Below are 14,364 nucleotides of genomic sequence, written 5' to 3'. Positions count from 1 at the left end.
TTTTGATGTTTTGAATGATGCGTCCCGGCATGGCACCGATGTAAGTCTTGCGGTGTCCGCGGATCTCTGCTTCGTCTCGCAATCCCCCTAGAGAAATACGCACGTATTCCCGCCCTAAGGCTTCTGCTACAGATTTCCCCAAAGAAGTCTTCCCAACTCCTGGAGGTCCGTGCAAACACAAAATAGGCGATTTCATGTCGTTGCGCAGCTTCAAAACCGCGAGGTATTCAATGATGCGTTTTTTTACGTCGTCTAAGCCGTAATGGTCCCGATCTAAAATGCTCTGCGCGCGTTTAAGGTCGAATTTATCTTTAGAGACCTCATTCCACGGCAACTCCAAGCACAGATCCAAATAGTTGCGCTGTATAGAGTATTCTGCAACCTGCGGATTCATGCGCTGCATTTTGGCCAATTCCTTGTCAAAATGTTCCGCAACTTTATCGTCCCATTTTTTGGTCTTCGCCTTTTCGCGCATATTGTTGATCTCCTCTTCTGTAGAGCTTCCACCCAACTCTTCTTGAATGGTTTTGATCTGTTGTTGCAAGAAGTATTCGCGTTGCTGTTGATTGAGATCGCTCTGTACCTTGTTCTGGATGTCGTTGTGCAAACTCAGGCGCATCATCTCCTCATTGAGGTACTTGAGCGTAGCCAAGGCGCGCTCTTTGAGGTTATCGATCTCCAATAGCTTTTGCTTGTCTTTGACTGGGACATTCAGGTTGGAACACACAAAGTTGATCAAAAACGAACTGCTCTCAATATTTTTTATGGCAAAGGAAGCCTCGCTCGGAATGTTTGGACTGTCTTTAATGATGTCCAAAGCCAGATCCTTAATAGATTCAATAATGGCCAAGAACTCACTATCACCTTTTTCTGGTCTGGATTCTGCAACCTCTTGTATGGTGGCCTGCATGTAGGGATCCTCTTGAACCACTTCTTTGATCTGGAAGCGCTTCTTTCCTTGAATAATGACGGTAATGTTTCCATCAGGCATTTTTAAAACGCGTAAGATGCGCGCTACGGTTCCTTGCTGGTGGATATCTGCCGCGGTTGGATCTTCTACAGATTCATCCTTTTGCGCCACCACTCCTACTACCTTACTGCCTTTATTAGCGGTATTGAGTAGCTTAATGGATTTATCGCGTCCTGCAGTAATAGGAATCACCACTCCAGGGAAAAGCACGGTGTTGCGTAAAGATAAGATGGGTAAGGCATCTGGAAGGGCCTCTTTATTCATGGCCTCTTCATCCTCCGGAGTCAATAAAGGGATCAATTCAGCTTCATCATTGAAATCGTCCAATGACAAACTGTCTATATTTACAAATCGATTCTTCGACATAGTATATTTTAAGTCATATTGTCACCCAACGGTAATGCTGAGTGTCTTTTTTTAAAGCAATTGCTGAAGGGCTTTTATTGCGCAAAGCCTGTTTACAGGGCTTTCCGAGGTTCGTCAGCGTCTAGAATAATTCAATTAATATGCCAATTCAGAAAAATTTTGTCGTAAACTGTAACATCAAAGCAGCAAGTCCTTCTTTACCATAAACAATAGTTTTTCTTGGCACTAACCCAACCAAATACTGACCAACCCATTGAAGCCCTTTTGGGTCTTTGTAGAGACGGAAACCAACTGGCGCAATTGGAGGTCTATAACCGATACCAAAAGGCCATGTACAACACGGCCGTTAGAATTGTAAAGGATTCCATGGAGGCCGAAGACGTTATGCAGGAATCTTTTATCGCTGCCTTTAACAAGCTAGATACGTTTAAGGGCGATGCCAGCTTCGGATCTTGGTTGAAGCGTATCGTGGTAAACAACAGTATTGCCAAATACAAGAAGAACAAACGTTTTACAGACCTGTCGGTAGATCAACTGCCGGAAGAAGCAGAAGAATCGAGCTCCTTAACGGAAGCTGATTATTCTCAGGTCAAAGTTGCAGCGGTCATGGAAGGCATGAACGCTTTGAAGGACAATTACAGACAGGTATTAAGTCTGCATCTTATAGAAGGATACGACCATGAAGAGATCTGTGAGATCATGAAAATTAGTTACGGCAACTGCCGCACCATGATCTCCAGAGCGAAAGAAAGTTTAAGAAAGAAGTTAAGCGTATGAACCAAAATGACAATATAGAAGCACTCTTTAAGCGCTTGGAAGGCGAATTCGACACCAAGAATTCACCTCAAGGACACAACGCTCGTTTTATGCAGCGCCTCAACAAGGAGCAGCCCATGAGCAGTGGAAAACCTAAGATCGCTTATTGGAAGATCGTTTCGGCCTTTGCAGCCGTGATCACTCTAGCCTTTTTGTTGACGGGAGTTTTCAGTCCTGCAGCGCAAGAAACCAGTGGTTTGGCCAGTGTCTCTCCAGAGATGGCTCAGACTCAGGAATTCTTCAATACTGCGATCAACACAGAGTTAGAACGCCTGAACAGTTTTGAATCCCAAGCAGCTAAACAGCTGGTCAATGACGCCATGCTTCAGATGGAAAACCTAGAACAGGAATACCTTAAACTGGTTGTTGATTTGGAAGAAAGCGGAAACGACAAACGCGTGATCCACGCGATGATCAAAAATTTTCAAAGTCGTATCGATCTGTTGCAACACGTAATTTCAACCATAGAAGGAATCGAACTAATTAATCAATCCAACACTGATGAAAGCATTATTTAAATCCCTACTGATATTCATGCTCTTGCCAACGCTAGCCGTGGCTGGAGACAACGACAAATTCAAAGGTCGTTACACCAAAGAGAAGACCTTAAATCAAGAGTATACGGTGAACGCCAATGCCGGACTACTTATTGACAATACCTACGGAAACTTAGACATAGTTACCTGGGATCAAAACAGAACGGTCATTGAGGTGACCATTAAAACCAACGGAAACAACGAGGAAAAGGTTCAAAAACGATTGGACCAGATCACGGTAGATTTTTCCGGAAACGGATCGCTAGTGACTGCCAAGACCAAGATCGGAAGTGGTGGCCGCTCCTGGAACTGGTGGAACAACAAAAACAACGGCGTTTCTATAGAGGTAAACTACGTGGTGAAAGTTCCTGTAACCAATTCCCTAGACCTGAGCAACGATTACGGAGCCATTACCCTTAATGAGAGCGACGGAAACGTTAAGATCTCCTGCGATTACGGACAGCTTAACATTGGGCGTCTGAACGCAGCAAACAATCTATTGAACTTTGACTACACCAATAATTCATCTATTGCTTATATGAAGAGTGGACGCATCAATGCAGACTACAGCGGCTTTAGCTTGGATGAAGTGGAGTATTTAGAACTCAATGCAGACTATACTAAGAGTACCATTCAAAATGTAGGCGAACTCAACTACAGCTGTGACTACGGAAAACTTAATGTAGGCGATGTAAAAACAGTGATCGGTAATGGAGATTATATCCCAGCGAGCTTTCAAACGCTTTCAGGTGATTTGAACATCAACTCCGATTACGGATCGATCAGTGTAGATCGCATGACTTCATCGGCAGGAAATGTGACCATTAAATCTTCTTACGCGGGAATCCGCTTGGGATACGACTCTGGATATAATTTTGACTTTATCGTAAACCTTTCTTACGCCAGCTTAAGCGGTAAAGACGATCTAAACGTGAGCATGGAGTCTAAAGACGGCAGCCGCAAGAGTTATCAAGGAAATCACGGTAGCGCCAATTCTGGCAACACCATCAACATACGCTCCTCTTATGGCGGAGTGACCATGAAAAAGAAATAATCATCAAAATCAAGAAACATGAAAACCACAATCAAACTATTAAGCGTGTTGTTTATCCTTTCAGCACTCCCGGCTCAAGCCCAATGGGGAAACAAAAAGGTTAAAGGAAACGGTAATGTAACTACCGAGACCGTTTCTACTGGAGACTATGACCTTGTTGCTGCTGTTGGTCCTATGGACGTTTACCTAGTAAGCGGAACAGAAGGTACCATTAGCGTGGAGGCAGACAGCAACTTCCACGAGTATATCGAAATTGAGACCAACGGCGATCAATTGGTTGTAAAGATCAAAAAGAACTACAATTTGAAGTCTAAGAATCCTATCAAAGTAACCGTTCCTTTTGAGGATCTAAGCGGAGTGAAACTTACAGGATCTGGAGATGTTATGACGCGTGATGCGATCAGCGCAGATAACTTCAATGCAGCGGTAACAGGTTCTGGAGACGTTAGCCTAGAAGTAAATGCAGACAATGCTAGCTTCAAGATCACTGGATCTGGTGATATGCGCTTGAAAGGAAGTGCGGATATGGCCAGCCTAAAAATCAGCGGTAGCGGCGACTTTGACGGAAAAATGTTCCGCATGCAGAACGCAGAGGTTTCTATTTCTGGTTCAGGAGATGCCTCAGTATTTGCAGAAGGAAATTTGAAAGCTCGTGTTAACGGCTCAGGAGATATTACTTACGGAGGCAATCCGTCTGTAGACAAGAAAGTATCAGGATCTGGATCGATCAGCGCCAGAAACTAGGTTTCATTCATCAACTAACAAAAAAGCCACGCTTATTCAGCGTGGCTTTTTTTATGTGTAAACAATTCTCTTTTACAAAGGCTTCACATCGAATTCACCATTAGTGACTTCAATGGTCGGAGCTGCAGGATCCACAAAGTTCTGTAGAATCAACTCAAAGGTTCCAATATAACGGCCATCTGCAGTAATCTCAGTAATGGTAAGGTTTCCTCCAGATTGAGATCCAAATACAACAGAAGGATCGGCTGCGTCCGGATTATAGGTCATAATCGTGGCACCAGGTGCAGGCAAACTCACAAACTCGTAAGTTCCTGGAGTTAAATCCAAGTTGAATTGTAATCCGAGTACTTGGTTGGTCGTATCGTTGATTCCAGAAATAGTCATCACGGTCTCTCCAGCTGCCTCGACAGTACTCACTAAGATGGTAGTTGCACCAAGCTCTGTTCCGTCTATATCAGCTTTGAAGATGTTATCGTCTGTTCCACCAAGATCACCCGTGTAGAATACATCGGTGAACATTCCTTCGGTTATCTCCACAAATTCTTCTACAATCTCACCGGCATCATTAAATACTTCGCGTTTTGCAGTAAAACTAAAAGTTCCGCTGGTTTGTCCTGCAGTAAGATCAAGTTCTGTGATATTTATCACTCCAGGGCTGTCCGCCTCTCCTACTGATAGGTAAGCCGATTCATCCGGGTCGTCATCATCAAAAGCTGGATCATACGCTCCTCCAACGGTAGGTCCAGTACCAAAGTTGAACGGAATCTCTCCTAAAGTTGGACTCTCTACAGTGATCAAGATCTCGTCTCCGGTTGTATTGTCACGTGCAGCAATAGCATAGGTTCCAATGGAAATTCCCGCAGACACATTTGTGCCGCTTGCAAAGAAATCCACACCGTCTACTTTAGCGCTAAAAGTTCCAGCTGTTGGATCAGGATCTGTGGTATCTCCACCTCCACCATCGGTATCTCCACCGTCCATGGTGGTATCATCGGTAACGAATTCTCCTTCTAAAGGTTCATTATCACAAGAAAAGATGCAAAGGCAAATGGCCAGAATTGGCAGTATTTTCTTAATCATAGTAGGTTCGATTTATTTGGACAAACTTAATTAATTTCTTCAGACTTGGTCGATTTAGGAACGCGCATCAGCAAAAACACGCCCACGGCAAAGAACAGAATCAGAAAAATAACCGAATTACGCATGCTGCCCGTGATCTGATCAATCACTCCATAAATCCCCATTCCAATTACAATTCCGATCTTCTCAGCCACATCGTAAAAACTAAAATACGAGGTAGTATCCTCGGTCTCTGGCAGAAATTTAGAATAGGTAGATCGCGACAAGGCTTGAATACCTCCCATCACCAATCCAACTACTCCTGCTGTAATATAAAACTCTATGGGCTCAGAAATAAAATAAGCCACTACACAAATAGCAACCCAAATGACATTGATAACCATCAGGGTTTTTATATTCCCAAAGCTTTTTGAAGCTCTCGCGGTCAGTATTGCTCCTAGAATGGCCACCAATTGAATCACTAGGATGGATACGATCAAGCCCATGGTCTTCTCAGAACTTCCGCCCCAGGCGATCTCTTGCTCCCCAAAATAAGTAGCTACCAGCATTACGGTCTGTACCGCCATAGAATACACAAAGAAGGCTCCGAGAAAGCGTTTAAGCCTTGGGTTGGTTGCCAAGGAGCGATATACGCCTCTGAGCTCTTTGTAACCGTTTCCTAGAATTTCACGATGAATCTTCCCACTGCTGGAATTACCCTTAGGCAAGTGATAAAAGGAATACTGACTAAAAACGATCCACCAGATCCCTACCATCACAAAGGACCACTTCATGGCCGCCATTTCTCCTCCTTCTGGAGCTCCAAGCACCATCACAAGATTCACAATCAACAACAGTACGCTTCCGAAGTAACCCATAGAAAATCCTTGAGCACTCAAGCGATCTTGCTGCTCCGGAAAGGCCACGTCGGGCAGATAAGAATTGTAAAAAACCAAACTGCCCCAAAATCCAATAAGGGCTAAGAAGTAGGAAGTTGCACTCAAATAAAGCGAATCCAGGTCAAAGAAATACAAAGCCATACAGGAAGCCGCTCCCAGATAACAAAAGAACTTCATGAAATTCTTTTTGTTCCCTACATAATCAGCGATCCCAGAGAGTATGGGCGTAATGATTGATACCACTAAAAACGCAGCAGCAGTCACATAAGTGATAAATGGAGTTTGCGGTATTTCAAAACCTAAAAAATTCACGCTGTCCACACCTGCGATCTCAAAGAGGGCGCCGTAGTATATAGGGAATATTGCAGAGGCGATTACCAGACTGTAAACCGAGTTAGCCCAGTCATAGAAGGCCCATGCGCGCATGAGCTTTTTACTGCCTTTAGGGAGTGCTTGTTTCAATGTATTTGATGTTTAGTTGTTGTTCGGTCAAAAAAAAGTCGCCCTTACAGGCGACTTCTAAGTTAATTATTTTTTTAAGTGGACTACACACTATTTAAAAGAGGTTACTCCAAATTTTGCGGCCTCCGCTTTTGCTTCGTCTACCCAACCCTTAATGTTGGTAATTCGCATCTCATTGCTCGGGTGAGTACTTAAGAATTCTGGTGGAGCTTGTCCATCGGAAGCTGCTGCCATACGCCTCCAAAGTTGAATAGCCTCACTAGGCTCGTAACCTGCTATAGCCATGATAGTTAGACCGATACGATCGGCTTCGGATTCGTGTTTACGACTAAAGGGCAACATCACTCCCACAGAAGTACCAATACCGTATGCTTGGTTGAATATTTGTTGGTTCTTCGGATCATTACTCAAAGCTACATTACCCGCTACCGCTCCGATGGCTTGTAATTGTCCAGCGCTCATGCGTTGTTGTCCGTGGTTGGCCAGGGCGTGGGCTACTTCGTGCCCCATGATGGCAGCAACACCGCGCTCTCCGTTAGCGATGGGCAGAATTCCTGTATAAAAGACGATTTTACCACCCGGCATACACCAGGCGTTGACTGTCTCGTCATTCACTAAATTGAATTCCCACTCGTAGTCCTTCAAGTAACCTGCGTAACCATTAGCATTTAACCAGCGTTCTGCAGCCGTAGAGATCTTTTGTCCTACATTCTGCACCATATTGGCGTCTGCTGTTCCTGTGACCACTTTGTTCTCAGATAAGAACTGGTCATACTGTTGGAAAGCCATCGGTAAGATCTGCGAATTGGGCACCAAGGCCAAGGTCTTCTTACCCGTAAAAGGATTTGTGGTACAAGCCACTAAAAGACACGCTATGGCAATATAGGTGAGTGATTTTTTAAATATCATAAGATGGTTTTTTCTAACATATAAGGTACAAAATTTATCCATTCAAAGATGCACAATCCAAATTTAGTACCAGAATAGAAGGATGGGTATTAAAATGGTATTAGACGCTTGACATAATAAATCGATAAATAACAAAAATCCCTTTGTTCTTAACTTTGGAACGACTTTTGAGTTAACCACCCCATACCCACAATTCTTAAGGATTGTGGTTCAGAAATCAAAAACGCAAAAATTAAAAACTACAACAACATGAAACGAATTGCACTACTCTTTATGCTAGCCTTACCCCTAACGATCTTTACCTCTTGTGAGGGAGATCCAGGACCTCCGGGACCTCCAGGATTGGATGGAACAAGCTTACTTGGAACCGTTTTTGAAGTCAATGCGAACTTCAACGCCAGCAACGAATTTAGAAATTTCTTTAGCTATCCAAGTACACTGCAGGTCTTTGACTCCGATGTAGTCTTGGTCTATCTTTTAGAGGAGACCACGCCAGAGGGCTTAGATGTTTGGAGTCTATGTCCGCAGACTTTCTTTACGCCTAATGGCTCGTTAGTATACAATTTTGACTACACCGCCGTAGATGTTTCAATCTATCTCTATGCTGATTTTGACCTAAACTTTGCAGGACCTGAGTTTACTCAGAATCAAATCCTAAGAGTTGCAGTTGTTCCTGCGGATTTTGGCGAAAATATCAATATCTTTGATATGGAAGCTGTAATGGATGCCCTAAACGTTTCGACAGACAGCATAGAACGATTAGAATTCGATTAAGATGTTAAAAAAAATTGCGCTATTAGCACTCTGCGCAGTCACCTTAGGCTGCAACGGTCAACAAGAAAAAGAAAAGAAGGAAGCAACGGTATACCCGGTAACTAAGACAGACGCTGAATGGCGTGCTGAATTGACAGAACTGCAATATTACGTAATGCGTCAAGCGGGAACCGAGCGCCCGTTTACCTCTCCTTTAAATAAAAACTACAAGGCAGGTACTTACGTTTGTGCAGCAACAGGTAATCCGCTGTTTAAAAGTGAAGACAAATTCGATAGTGGAACAGGCTGGCCTAGTTTTGACAGTGCCATTGAAGAAAATGTCGCTTATGATGTCGATTATAAAATTGGCTATGCAAGAACAGAAATTCACTGTGCAATGTGTGGCGCGCATTTAGGTCACGTTTTTAATGACGGCCCAAGGGAGACAACTGGGAAGCGCTATTGTATTAACGGAGCGGCTTTAAAGTTTATTCCTGCAGAGAAGCAGTAAATTAAACCTTTTACAAGATTTAGGGTCTTATAAGCGTAACCAAATTGGACACTTATGAGACCTTTTTTTATTGCCCTAATTGCCCTTTGTTTTGTCACAACCTCCTGTGCACGTCGCGTGGTGGTTTCACCTAAAAAACAAGTCACCGTAGTAAAGACTGCTCCTAGAAATCATCAAGTAGTAGTGGTCCGTGGACAACGCTACTACGCTTGGAATGGAAACCACTACAAAAAGACCCGTCAAGGCTACGTCTTGGTGCGCATTTAAAACTCATTGCAAAAGTTGGAATCGGTTTAGGTTATTTCGTAACTTTGAGGTCTTTAAAAAACACCTTTAAATAGTAGCGAAATGACGCAATACGATGTTATAGTTCTAGGAAGCGGCCCTGGTGGATATGTAACTGCCATTCGAGCTTCTCAACTCGGTTTTAAAACTGCAGTAGTAGAAAAAGAAAGCCTGGGTGGGGTTTGTTTGAACTGGGGATGTATCCCAACCAAAGCCTTGCTTAAAAGTGCGCAGGTTTTCGAATACCTAAAACATGCCGAAGATTACGGTTTGACTGTGGAGAATGCAGACAAGGACTTCGGAAAGGTTGTTGCGCGCAGTCGCTCAGTAGCCGATGGCATGAGTAAAGGAGTGCAGTTCTTAATGAAAAAGAATAAGATCGACGTTTTGGAAGGTCACGGAAAACTAAAGCCTGGTAAAAAGGTAGAGGTTAACGGAACCGAGTACAAGGCAGATCACATCATCATTGCAACTGGAGCGCGTTCTAGAGAATTAGGAAACCTTCCTCAAGATGGAAAGAAAGTGATCGGGTATCGTCAGGCGATGACCTTGGAAAAACAACCTAAGAGCATGATCGTTGTTGGATCTGGTGCTATTGGGGTTGAGTTTGCCCACTTTTACAATTCTATGGGAACTGAGGTGACCATTGTAGAATACTTGCCTAACCTTGTTCCTTTAGAGGATGAAGAAGTTTCTAAACAGTTTGAGCGTTCTTTCAAAAAAGCGGGAATCAAAGTGATGACCAATGCTTCTTTGGAAAGTGTAGATACTTCTGGTAAAGGCGTCAAAGCTACCATTAAGACTAAAAAAGGAGAAGAGATCCTTGAAGCGGATATTGTACTGTCTGCAGTTGGAATCAAATCGAATATTGAAAATATAGGCCTTGAAGATGTGGGAATCGTTACAGATCGCGATAAGATCGTGGTAAACGATTGGTACCAAACTAACATTCCAGGATACTATGCCATTGGTGATGCAGTGCCTGGTCCTGCTCTAGCCCACGTAGCCTCTGCGGAAGGAATTACTTGTGTAGAGAAGATCAAGGGAATGCACGTAGAACCGATTGATTACGGAAACATTCCTGGGTGTACCTACGCAACTCCAGAGATCGCCTCTGTAGGGATGACTGAAAAGCAGGCCAAAGAAGCTGGTTACGACATTAAAGTTGGAAAATTCCCATTCTCTGCCTCTGGTAAGGCAAGTGCTGGTGGTCACAAGGACGGTTTTGTCAAAGTGATCTTTGATGCTAAATACGGAGAATGGCTAGGCTGTCATATGATCGGTGCTGGTGTTACGGATATGATCGCAGAAGCGGTGCTTGGACGTAAGCTGGAAACCACAGGACATGAAGTATTGAAAGCCGTTCACCCACACCCTACGATGAGTGAGGCTGTGATGGAAGCTGTAGCTGATGCTTATGACGAAGTGATTCACCTGTAAGCACTTACTCAATAAATTATTTGAAAAGGACTCCAGTGGGGTCCTTTTTTTGTGGCTTGATTTAGCTTTCTGTGATTTTCTAGATTCTGAGGATTTTCTGTGGTTTCCTAAGGCTTTCTGAGGCTTTCTGAGGACTTTTTGAAACATTTTTTTGCGGGGGCTTCCAGCCCCACCCCAAATTAAATTAGGAATCAATTCGAATAAATAAAAGATTTCCTAGCAGGTATTGATGAATCTGTTGGAGTCTTTCCGTTAGTTTTACTCAACGGGATATCAGAAATGGGCAAAAATGAAGGCTTTCTAGTTGTTGCTCTTTGATTCTAGATACCGTTCCTCAACAAAAGTGTAGATAGCCTTTAGATCATTATCTGTCAAATTGGGAAAAGAGAACATGGCACCCCAATTCTCTGACCTAAGTTGCAGCGCAATAGAGTCGCCCTCTCGGGACATTTTTTGAGAATCTCGAGTGTAAGCATATAACCACTCTTGGTCTCTTCTTGTTGTAATTCCGCCAAGAGCAGGAGCTGTGGCCACTTTATCCATGCCAATATAATGGCACGCCTGACAGTTCTTTTCAAAGAGTTGTTTGCCTTTTTTGTATAAGGATGTTTGCTCTGCGATGCGAAATTGAGGGGAATAATTCTCTTGAGGTGATTTAAACGAGACTAAAACGAGACTGATTAGTCCTAAAAGCCCAAGTATAATTGAACTTTTCCAACGCATTAAAGGAAACTCTGTAAACCGAGCTCATAACTCTGCAAGCCAAAACCAATCACCACGCCTTTTGCGTGAGCAGAAATATATGATTCATGGCGAAATTCTTCACGAGCAAAGGTGTTAGAGATATGCACCTCCACCACTGGAGTCTCCACAGCGCGTACTGCATCTCCGATACCCACAGAGGTATGTGTATAGGCGCCAGCATTCAGCAAAATCCCATCCGCAGTAAATCCAACTTGTTGAATTTTGGTAATCAACTCCCCTTCTACGTTGGATTGATAATAATCAAAAACCACGTCTTGGTATTTGGCCTTGAGCTCATCCAAGAATTCTTCAAAAGACAAAGAGCCGTATACCTTGGTCTCGCGTTTACCGAGTAGGTTCAAGTTGGGTCCGTTTATAATGCAAATCTTCATAATGCTTATTTTAATATAACGACGTTTACCCCTACCGTCACACTGGACGCGTCATAATCATCGATAAGTATAGAGCGGTATGCCGCTTCAAGGCTAAGTCTATCTGAAAACCGATAGCGCAAGCGCGGGCTGTAATAAAATCCGTTTACATTCTCTACAGGTATTCCAAAATCTTGATCATTCTGGTCAAAACCATTCGCTCCAAAACCATAACCGATATCTGCTCCTACCCAAAAACGATCCGCGAACTCTATGAGCCCAGCCGCAGCAACCGTCAAATAATTCTGGTTAGGCGCATCGATGAGATCATTCGGTATGGCTACCTTGTCACCGCTCATAGCCGAGTAACCAACCTTAGGGCCAAGAGCTACTTTATCAGCAATGTTCACCCAATAACCTGCCTCAACAACAAAATTGGCAGAAACTGCAAATCGCGCATCACCAGTAGGCAAACCAAAGGCTGCCCCTACTTCTAAACCTTGTTGCCCAAAGCTTAGAGCCGTAAATAGCAGCGTAATTAAAGAACATTTAAACATTTTCATAGCAGGTGTTTTTTAAATCGACACTAAACAAATTTACAAAAAGAAAAAGCGCCCCGAAGGACGCTTAATATTTTTTGCTGCAGATGCTTTATAGGAACGAATACCCCAAAGAAAGTGTCACCACAGAGTTCTTCCCTTTGTCAAAGTCAATGGCAGGCTCATCAGGCACATCCGTTAGACCGAAGTTATAACGGCCTTCCAGACGCAATCCAAAAGGAATGTCTAAGCCCAAACCAACCACACCAGAGATGTCAAAATCATTTGTAGAAATATCATTAATGACCTCCCCAACTGCCGTTTGAGTGTCGTCATCAATCAAAACCCCGAACTGCGGTCCTAATTGAATATTCAACCCTCCAGCGACGTAGTATTTCAATACCATTGGGATGTTAATATAATCCAAGTTAAAAGATCCAAGGTCAAACTCCGCACCTTGTTGCGAGTAGAGCGCGTCTACTTGAATTCCAATTTTGTCACTCAATTTGGCACCAACGAACAATCCTCCAACAAAACCTGTTCTGTTGTCAAGTCCTGTTGCATCCGAAATGGTGGCAAAGTTTACCCCAGCTTTTACCCCGAAGTCTAATCCTTGAGCCTGAGTGGACATACTAAAGAGTCCAATCAAAGCCACTAAAAGAAGTTTTTTCATGTCTGTCTGTTTTCGTTTTTTGAATTATATTGAAGTGTTATGCACTTCATCCATAAAGATAACGAAGTCTTTTGGGGTTTATTAGATAATTCGTGGATTTCTTAGCATCTTTAGGGTGCTAACAAGCACTGCGGAATGAACTGGAACAGCGCCCTTAAAGATTACGCCACCTACCTCAGAATTGAGCGTGGGCTCTCTGACAACACCATCCAAAATTACACTTTGGATGTACAGAAACTTGTGGGTTGGTTAACAGACAATTCCTGTGAAGAGGGGCCTGTAAACATTGGTCAAGAGCGGATTCAAGAATTCATTTATGCTATTGCCAAAGAAGTGAATCCACGAACGCAAAGCCGTATTATCTCTGGTCTCAAAGGTTTTTTCAATTACCTCATCTTTGAAAAGTATAGAGCAGATAACCCTTTGGAATTGTTGGAAGCACCAAAAATTGGTCGCAAACTTCCCGATACGCTTTCTGTAGAAGAAGTAGATCAATTGCTGATGGCAGTTGATCTGAGTCATCCGCAAGGAACCCGTAATCGCGCCATGCTGGAAACCCTTTACGGCAGTGGATTGCGCGTGACCGAATTGGTAGAACTTAAACTCTCTGACCTCTTTTTTGAAGAGGGAGTCATTAAAGTCACGGGTAAGGGTAACAAACAGCGCTTTGTACCAGTGAGTCAAGCTTCCGTTAAATATATTGATCTCTATCGCACGACAGAACGCGTGCAGCTCGCCATAAATCCGGGGCATGAAGATACTTTGTTTCTAAACAGACGCGGAAAAGGCCTCACCCGAGCCATGATCTTTACCTTGGTGAAGCGTTTGGCTGAAACAGCTGGTGTACAGAAGAGTATTTCCCCTCACACCTTTAGACATTCCTTTGCCACACATCTACTAGAAAATGGCGCAGATCTTAGAGCTATTCAGCAAATGTTAGGTCATGAAAGTATAACGACTACAGAGGTGTATATGCACGTAGACCGCTCGCATTTGACCGAAATAATCCGTAAATTTCATCCTAGAAGTAAACAGCTATGAAAACACTAAAATTTAGAGACAACACAAGTATCCCAGCCTTGGGATTAGGAACCTGGAAATCAAGTCCTGAAGTCGCTAAAAAGGCCATCATTGACGCCATTGAACTGGGGTACCGTCATATTGATTGCGCTGCAATATATCAGAACGAGGAGGTAATTGGAGAAGCTTTTCAGGAAGCTTTTGACCGCTGAT

The 14,364-nt window shown here is 43.4% G+C and carries 18 protein-coding genes; 10 read left to right on the top strand and 8 right to left on the bottom strand.

From position 1 onward, the window contains the following. Positions 1-1,336, bottom strand: a 1,336-nt coding sequence (locus HRT75_RS11930; RefSeq protein ID WP_291186991.1) for an LON peptidase substrate-binding domain-containing protein, incomplete at its 3' end; no start/stop codon positions are given. A 219-nt stretch (positions 1,337-1,555) separates the two neighbouring features. Here HRT75_RS11930 and HRT75_RS11925 point away from each other — a divergent pair. The 4 genes from HRT75_RS11925 to HRT75_RS11910 are packed head-to-tail and all read left to right on the top strand — an operon-like array spanning position 1,556 to position 4,486. Then, positions 1,556-2,113 (top strand): RNA polymerase sigma factor, encoded by a 558-nt coding sequence (locus tag HRT75_RS11925; RefSeq protein ID WP_272831921.1) that lies wholly within the window; start codon positions 1,556-1,558, stop codon positions 2,111-2,113. After that, entirely contained in the window at positions 2,110-2,670 is a 561-nt protein-coding gene (locus HRT75_RS11920) for a hypothetical protein (RefSeq protein WP_291186987.1), read from the top strand. Before HRT75_RS11925 ends, HRT75_RS11920 begins: the two co-directional genes overlap by 4 nt. Beyond that, positions 2,654-3,742, top strand: a complete 1,089-nt coding sequence (locus HRT75_RS11915; protein WP_291186984.1) for a hypothetical protein — start codon at positions 2,654-2,656, stop codon at positions 3,740-3,742. Before HRT75_RS11920 ends, HRT75_RS11915 begins: the two co-directional genes overlap by 17 nt. Before the next feature lie 18 nt (positions 3,743-3,760). Beyond that, the gene (locus HRT75_RS11910) at positions 3,761-4,486 is read left to right on the top strand and encodes a head GIN domain-containing protein (RefSeq protein ID WP_291186981.1); all 726 of its coding nucleotides are present in this window, start codon (positions 3,761-3,763) and stop codon (positions 4,484-4,486) included. 72 nt (positions 4,487-4,558) lie between these two features. On the opposite strand, the gene HRT75_RS11905 is transcribed toward HRT75_RS11910, so the two are convergent. The 3 genes from HRT75_RS11905 to HRT75_RS11895 form a co-directional block, all read right to left on the bottom strand. After that, the gene (locus tag HRT75_RS11905; protein ID WP_291186978.1) at positions 4,559-5,566 is read right to left on the bottom strand and encodes a DUF6252 family protein; all 1,008 of its coding nucleotides are present in this window, start codon (positions 5,564-5,566) and stop codon (positions 4,559-4,561) included. A 26-nt stretch (positions 5,567-5,592) separates the two neighbouring features. Then, positions 5,593-6,906 (bottom strand): MFS transporter, encoded by a 1,314-nt coding sequence (locus tag HRT75_RS11900; protein ID WP_291186974.1) that lies wholly within the window; start codon positions 6,904-6,906, stop codon positions 5,593-5,595. A gap of 90 nt (positions 6,907-6,996) precedes the next feature. Further along, positions 6,997-7,815 carry a M48 family metallopeptidase gene (locus tag HRT75_RS11895; RefSeq protein ID WP_291186971.1) on the bottom strand — a complete coding sequence of 273 codons (819 nt, stop codon included), beginning with the start codon at positions 7,813-7,815 and terminating at the stop codon, positions 6,997-6,999. A 249-nt stretch (positions 7,816-8,064) separates the two neighbouring features. On the opposite strand from HRT75_RS11895, the gene HRT75_RS11890 reads away from it, so the two are divergent. From HRT75_RS11890 to lpdA, 4 genes are all read left to right on the top strand, one after another. Continuing rightward, positions 8,065-8,589, top strand: a complete 525-nt coding sequence (locus tag HRT75_RS11890; protein WP_291186969.1) for a collagen-like protein — start codon at positions 8,065-8,067, stop codon at positions 8,587-8,589. A gap of 1 nt (position 8,590) precedes the next feature. After that, on the top strand, positions 8,591-9,079 hold the full coding sequence (msrB, locus tag HRT75_RS11885; RefSeq protein ID WP_291186966.1) for a peptide-methionine (R)-S-oxide reductase MsrB: 489 nt from the start codon (positions 8,591-8,593) through the stop codon (positions 9,077-9,079). A 54-nt stretch (positions 9,080-9,133) separates the two neighbouring features. Beyond that, a complete protein-coding gene (locus HRT75_RS11880) occupies positions 9,134-9,346 on the top strand; it encodes a DUF6515 family protein (RefSeq protein ID WP_291186963.1) in 213 nt (70 codons plus the stop codon). 81 nt (positions 9,347-9,427) lie between these two features. Next, a complete protein-coding gene (lpdA, locus tag HRT75_RS11875) occupies positions 9,428-10,804 on the top strand; it encodes a dihydrolipoyl dehydrogenase (protein ID WP_291186961.1) in 1,377 nt (458 codons plus the stop codon). Positions 10,805-11,104: 300 nt separating this feature from the next. On the opposite strand, the gene HRT75_RS11870 is transcribed toward lpdA, so the two are convergent. From HRT75_RS11870 to HRT75_RS11855, 4 genes are all read right to left on the bottom strand, one after another. Further along, on the bottom strand, positions 11,105-11,527 hold the full coding sequence (locus tag HRT75_RS11870; RefSeq protein WP_291186958.1) for a cytochrome c: 423 nt from the start codon (positions 11,525-11,527) through the stop codon (positions 11,105-11,107). Then, positions 11,527-11,940 carry a type II 3-dehydroquinate dehydratase gene (locus tag HRT75_RS11865; RefSeq protein ID WP_291186955.1) on the bottom strand — a complete coding sequence of 138 codons (414 nt, stop codon included), beginning with the start codon at positions 11,938-11,940 and terminating at the stop codon, positions 11,527-11,529. The genes HRT75_RS11870 and HRT75_RS11865 overlap by 1 nt, the downstream gene beginning before the upstream one ends. Before the next feature lie 5 nt (positions 11,941-11,945). After that, on the bottom strand, positions 11,946-12,482 hold the full coding sequence (locus HRT75_RS11860) for an outer membrane beta-barrel protein (protein ID WP_291186952.1): 537 nt from the start codon (positions 12,480-12,482) through the stop codon (positions 11,946-11,948). 88 nt (positions 12,483-12,570) lie between these two features. Next, on the bottom strand, positions 12,571-13,131 hold the full coding sequence (locus HRT75_RS11855) for a porin family protein (protein ID WP_291186949.1): 561 nt from the start codon (positions 13,129-13,131) through the stop codon (positions 12,571-12,573). Between the two features lie 135 nt (positions 13,132-13,266). Here HRT75_RS11855 and xerD point away from each other — a divergent pair, with 135 nt between their 5' ends. Beyond that, positions 13,267-14,172 (top strand): site-specific tyrosine recombinase XerD, encoded by a 906-nt coding sequence (gene xerD, locus HRT75_RS11850; protein ID WP_291186946.1) that lies wholly within the window; start codon positions 13,267-13,269, stop codon positions 14,170-14,172. Continuing rightward, positions 14,169-14,363: an aldo/keto reductase gene (locus HRT75_RS11845; RefSeq protein WP_291186943.1), complete on the top strand. Its 195-nt coding sequence runs from the start codon at positions 14,169-14,171 to the stop codon at positions 14,361-14,363. The genes xerD and HRT75_RS11845 overlap by 4 nt, the downstream gene beginning before the upstream one ends. Position 14,364 lies beyond the last annotated feature (1 nt).

The sequence above is a fragment of the Gilvibacter sp. genome (genome assembly GCF_013214815.1).
In the GTDB taxonomy this organism is placed as follows: Bacteria; Bacteroidota; Bacteroidia; order Flavobacteriales; family Flavobacteriaceae; genus Gilvibacter.
The sequence above is the reverse complement of the archived record's forward strand: the minus strand, read 5'-3'. Positions and strand labels throughout refer to the sequence as shown.

Excerpts from the sequence above, each read along its gene's own strand:
- HRT75_RS11920 (WP_291186987.1), top strand. The coding sequence starts at position 2,110 with ATGAACCAAAATGACAATATAGAAGCACTCTTTAAGCGCTTGGAAGGC.
- HRT75_RS11915 (WP_291186984.1), top strand. The coding sequence starts at position 2,654 with ATGAAAGCATTATTTAAATCCCTACTGATATTCATGCTCTTGCCAACG.
- HRT75_RS11910 (WP_291186981.1), top strand. The coding sequence starts at position 3,761 with ATGAAAACCACAATCAAACTATTAAGCGTGTTGTTTATCCTTTCAGCA.
- HRT75_RS11905 (WP_291186978.1), bottom strand. The coding sequence starts at position 5,566 with ATGATTAAGAAAATACTGCCAATTCTGGCCATTTGCCTTTGCATCTTT.
- HRT75_RS11895 (WP_291186971.1), bottom strand. The coding sequence starts at position 7,815 with ATGATATTTAAAAAATCACTCACCTATATTGCCATAGCGTGTCTTTTA.
- HRT75_RS11890 (WP_291186969.1), top strand. The coding sequence starts at position 8,065 with ATGAAACGAATTGCACTACTCTTTATGCTAGCCTTACCCCTAACGATC.
- msrB (WP_291186966.1), top strand. The coding sequence starts at position 8,591 with ATGTTAAAAAAAATTGCGCTATTAGCACTCTGCGCAGTCACCTTAGGC.
- HRT75_RS11880 (WP_291186963.1), top strand. The coding sequence starts at position 9,134 with ATGAGACCTTTTTTTATTGCCCTAATTGCCCTTTGTTTTGTCACAACC.
- lpdA (WP_291186961.1), top strand. The coding sequence starts at position 9,428 with ATGACGCAATACGATGTTATAGTTCTAGGAAGCGGCCCTGGTGGATAT.
- HRT75_RS11870 (WP_291186958.1), bottom strand. The coding sequence starts at position 11,527 with ATGCGTTGGAAAAGTTCAATTATACTTGGGCTTTTAGGACTAATCAGT.
- HRT75_RS11865 (WP_291186955.1), bottom strand. The coding sequence starts at position 11,940 with ATGAAGATTTGCATTATAAACGGACCCAACTTGAACCTACTCGGTAAA.
- HRT75_RS11860 (WP_291186952.1), bottom strand. The coding sequence starts at position 12,482 with ATGAAAATGTTTAAATGTTCTTTAATTACGCTGCTATTTACGGCTCTA.
- HRT75_RS11855 (WP_291186949.1), bottom strand. The coding sequence starts at position 13,131 with ATGAAAAAACTTCTTTTAGTGGCTTTGATTGGACTCTTTAGTATGTCC.
- xerD (WP_291186946.1), top strand. The coding sequence starts at position 13,267 with ATGAACTGGAACAGCGCCCTTAAAGATTACGCCACCTACCTCAGAATT.
- HRT75_RS11845 (WP_291186943.1), top strand. The coding sequence starts at position 14,169 with ATGAAAACACTAAAATTTAGAGACAACACAAGTATCCCAGCCTTGGGA.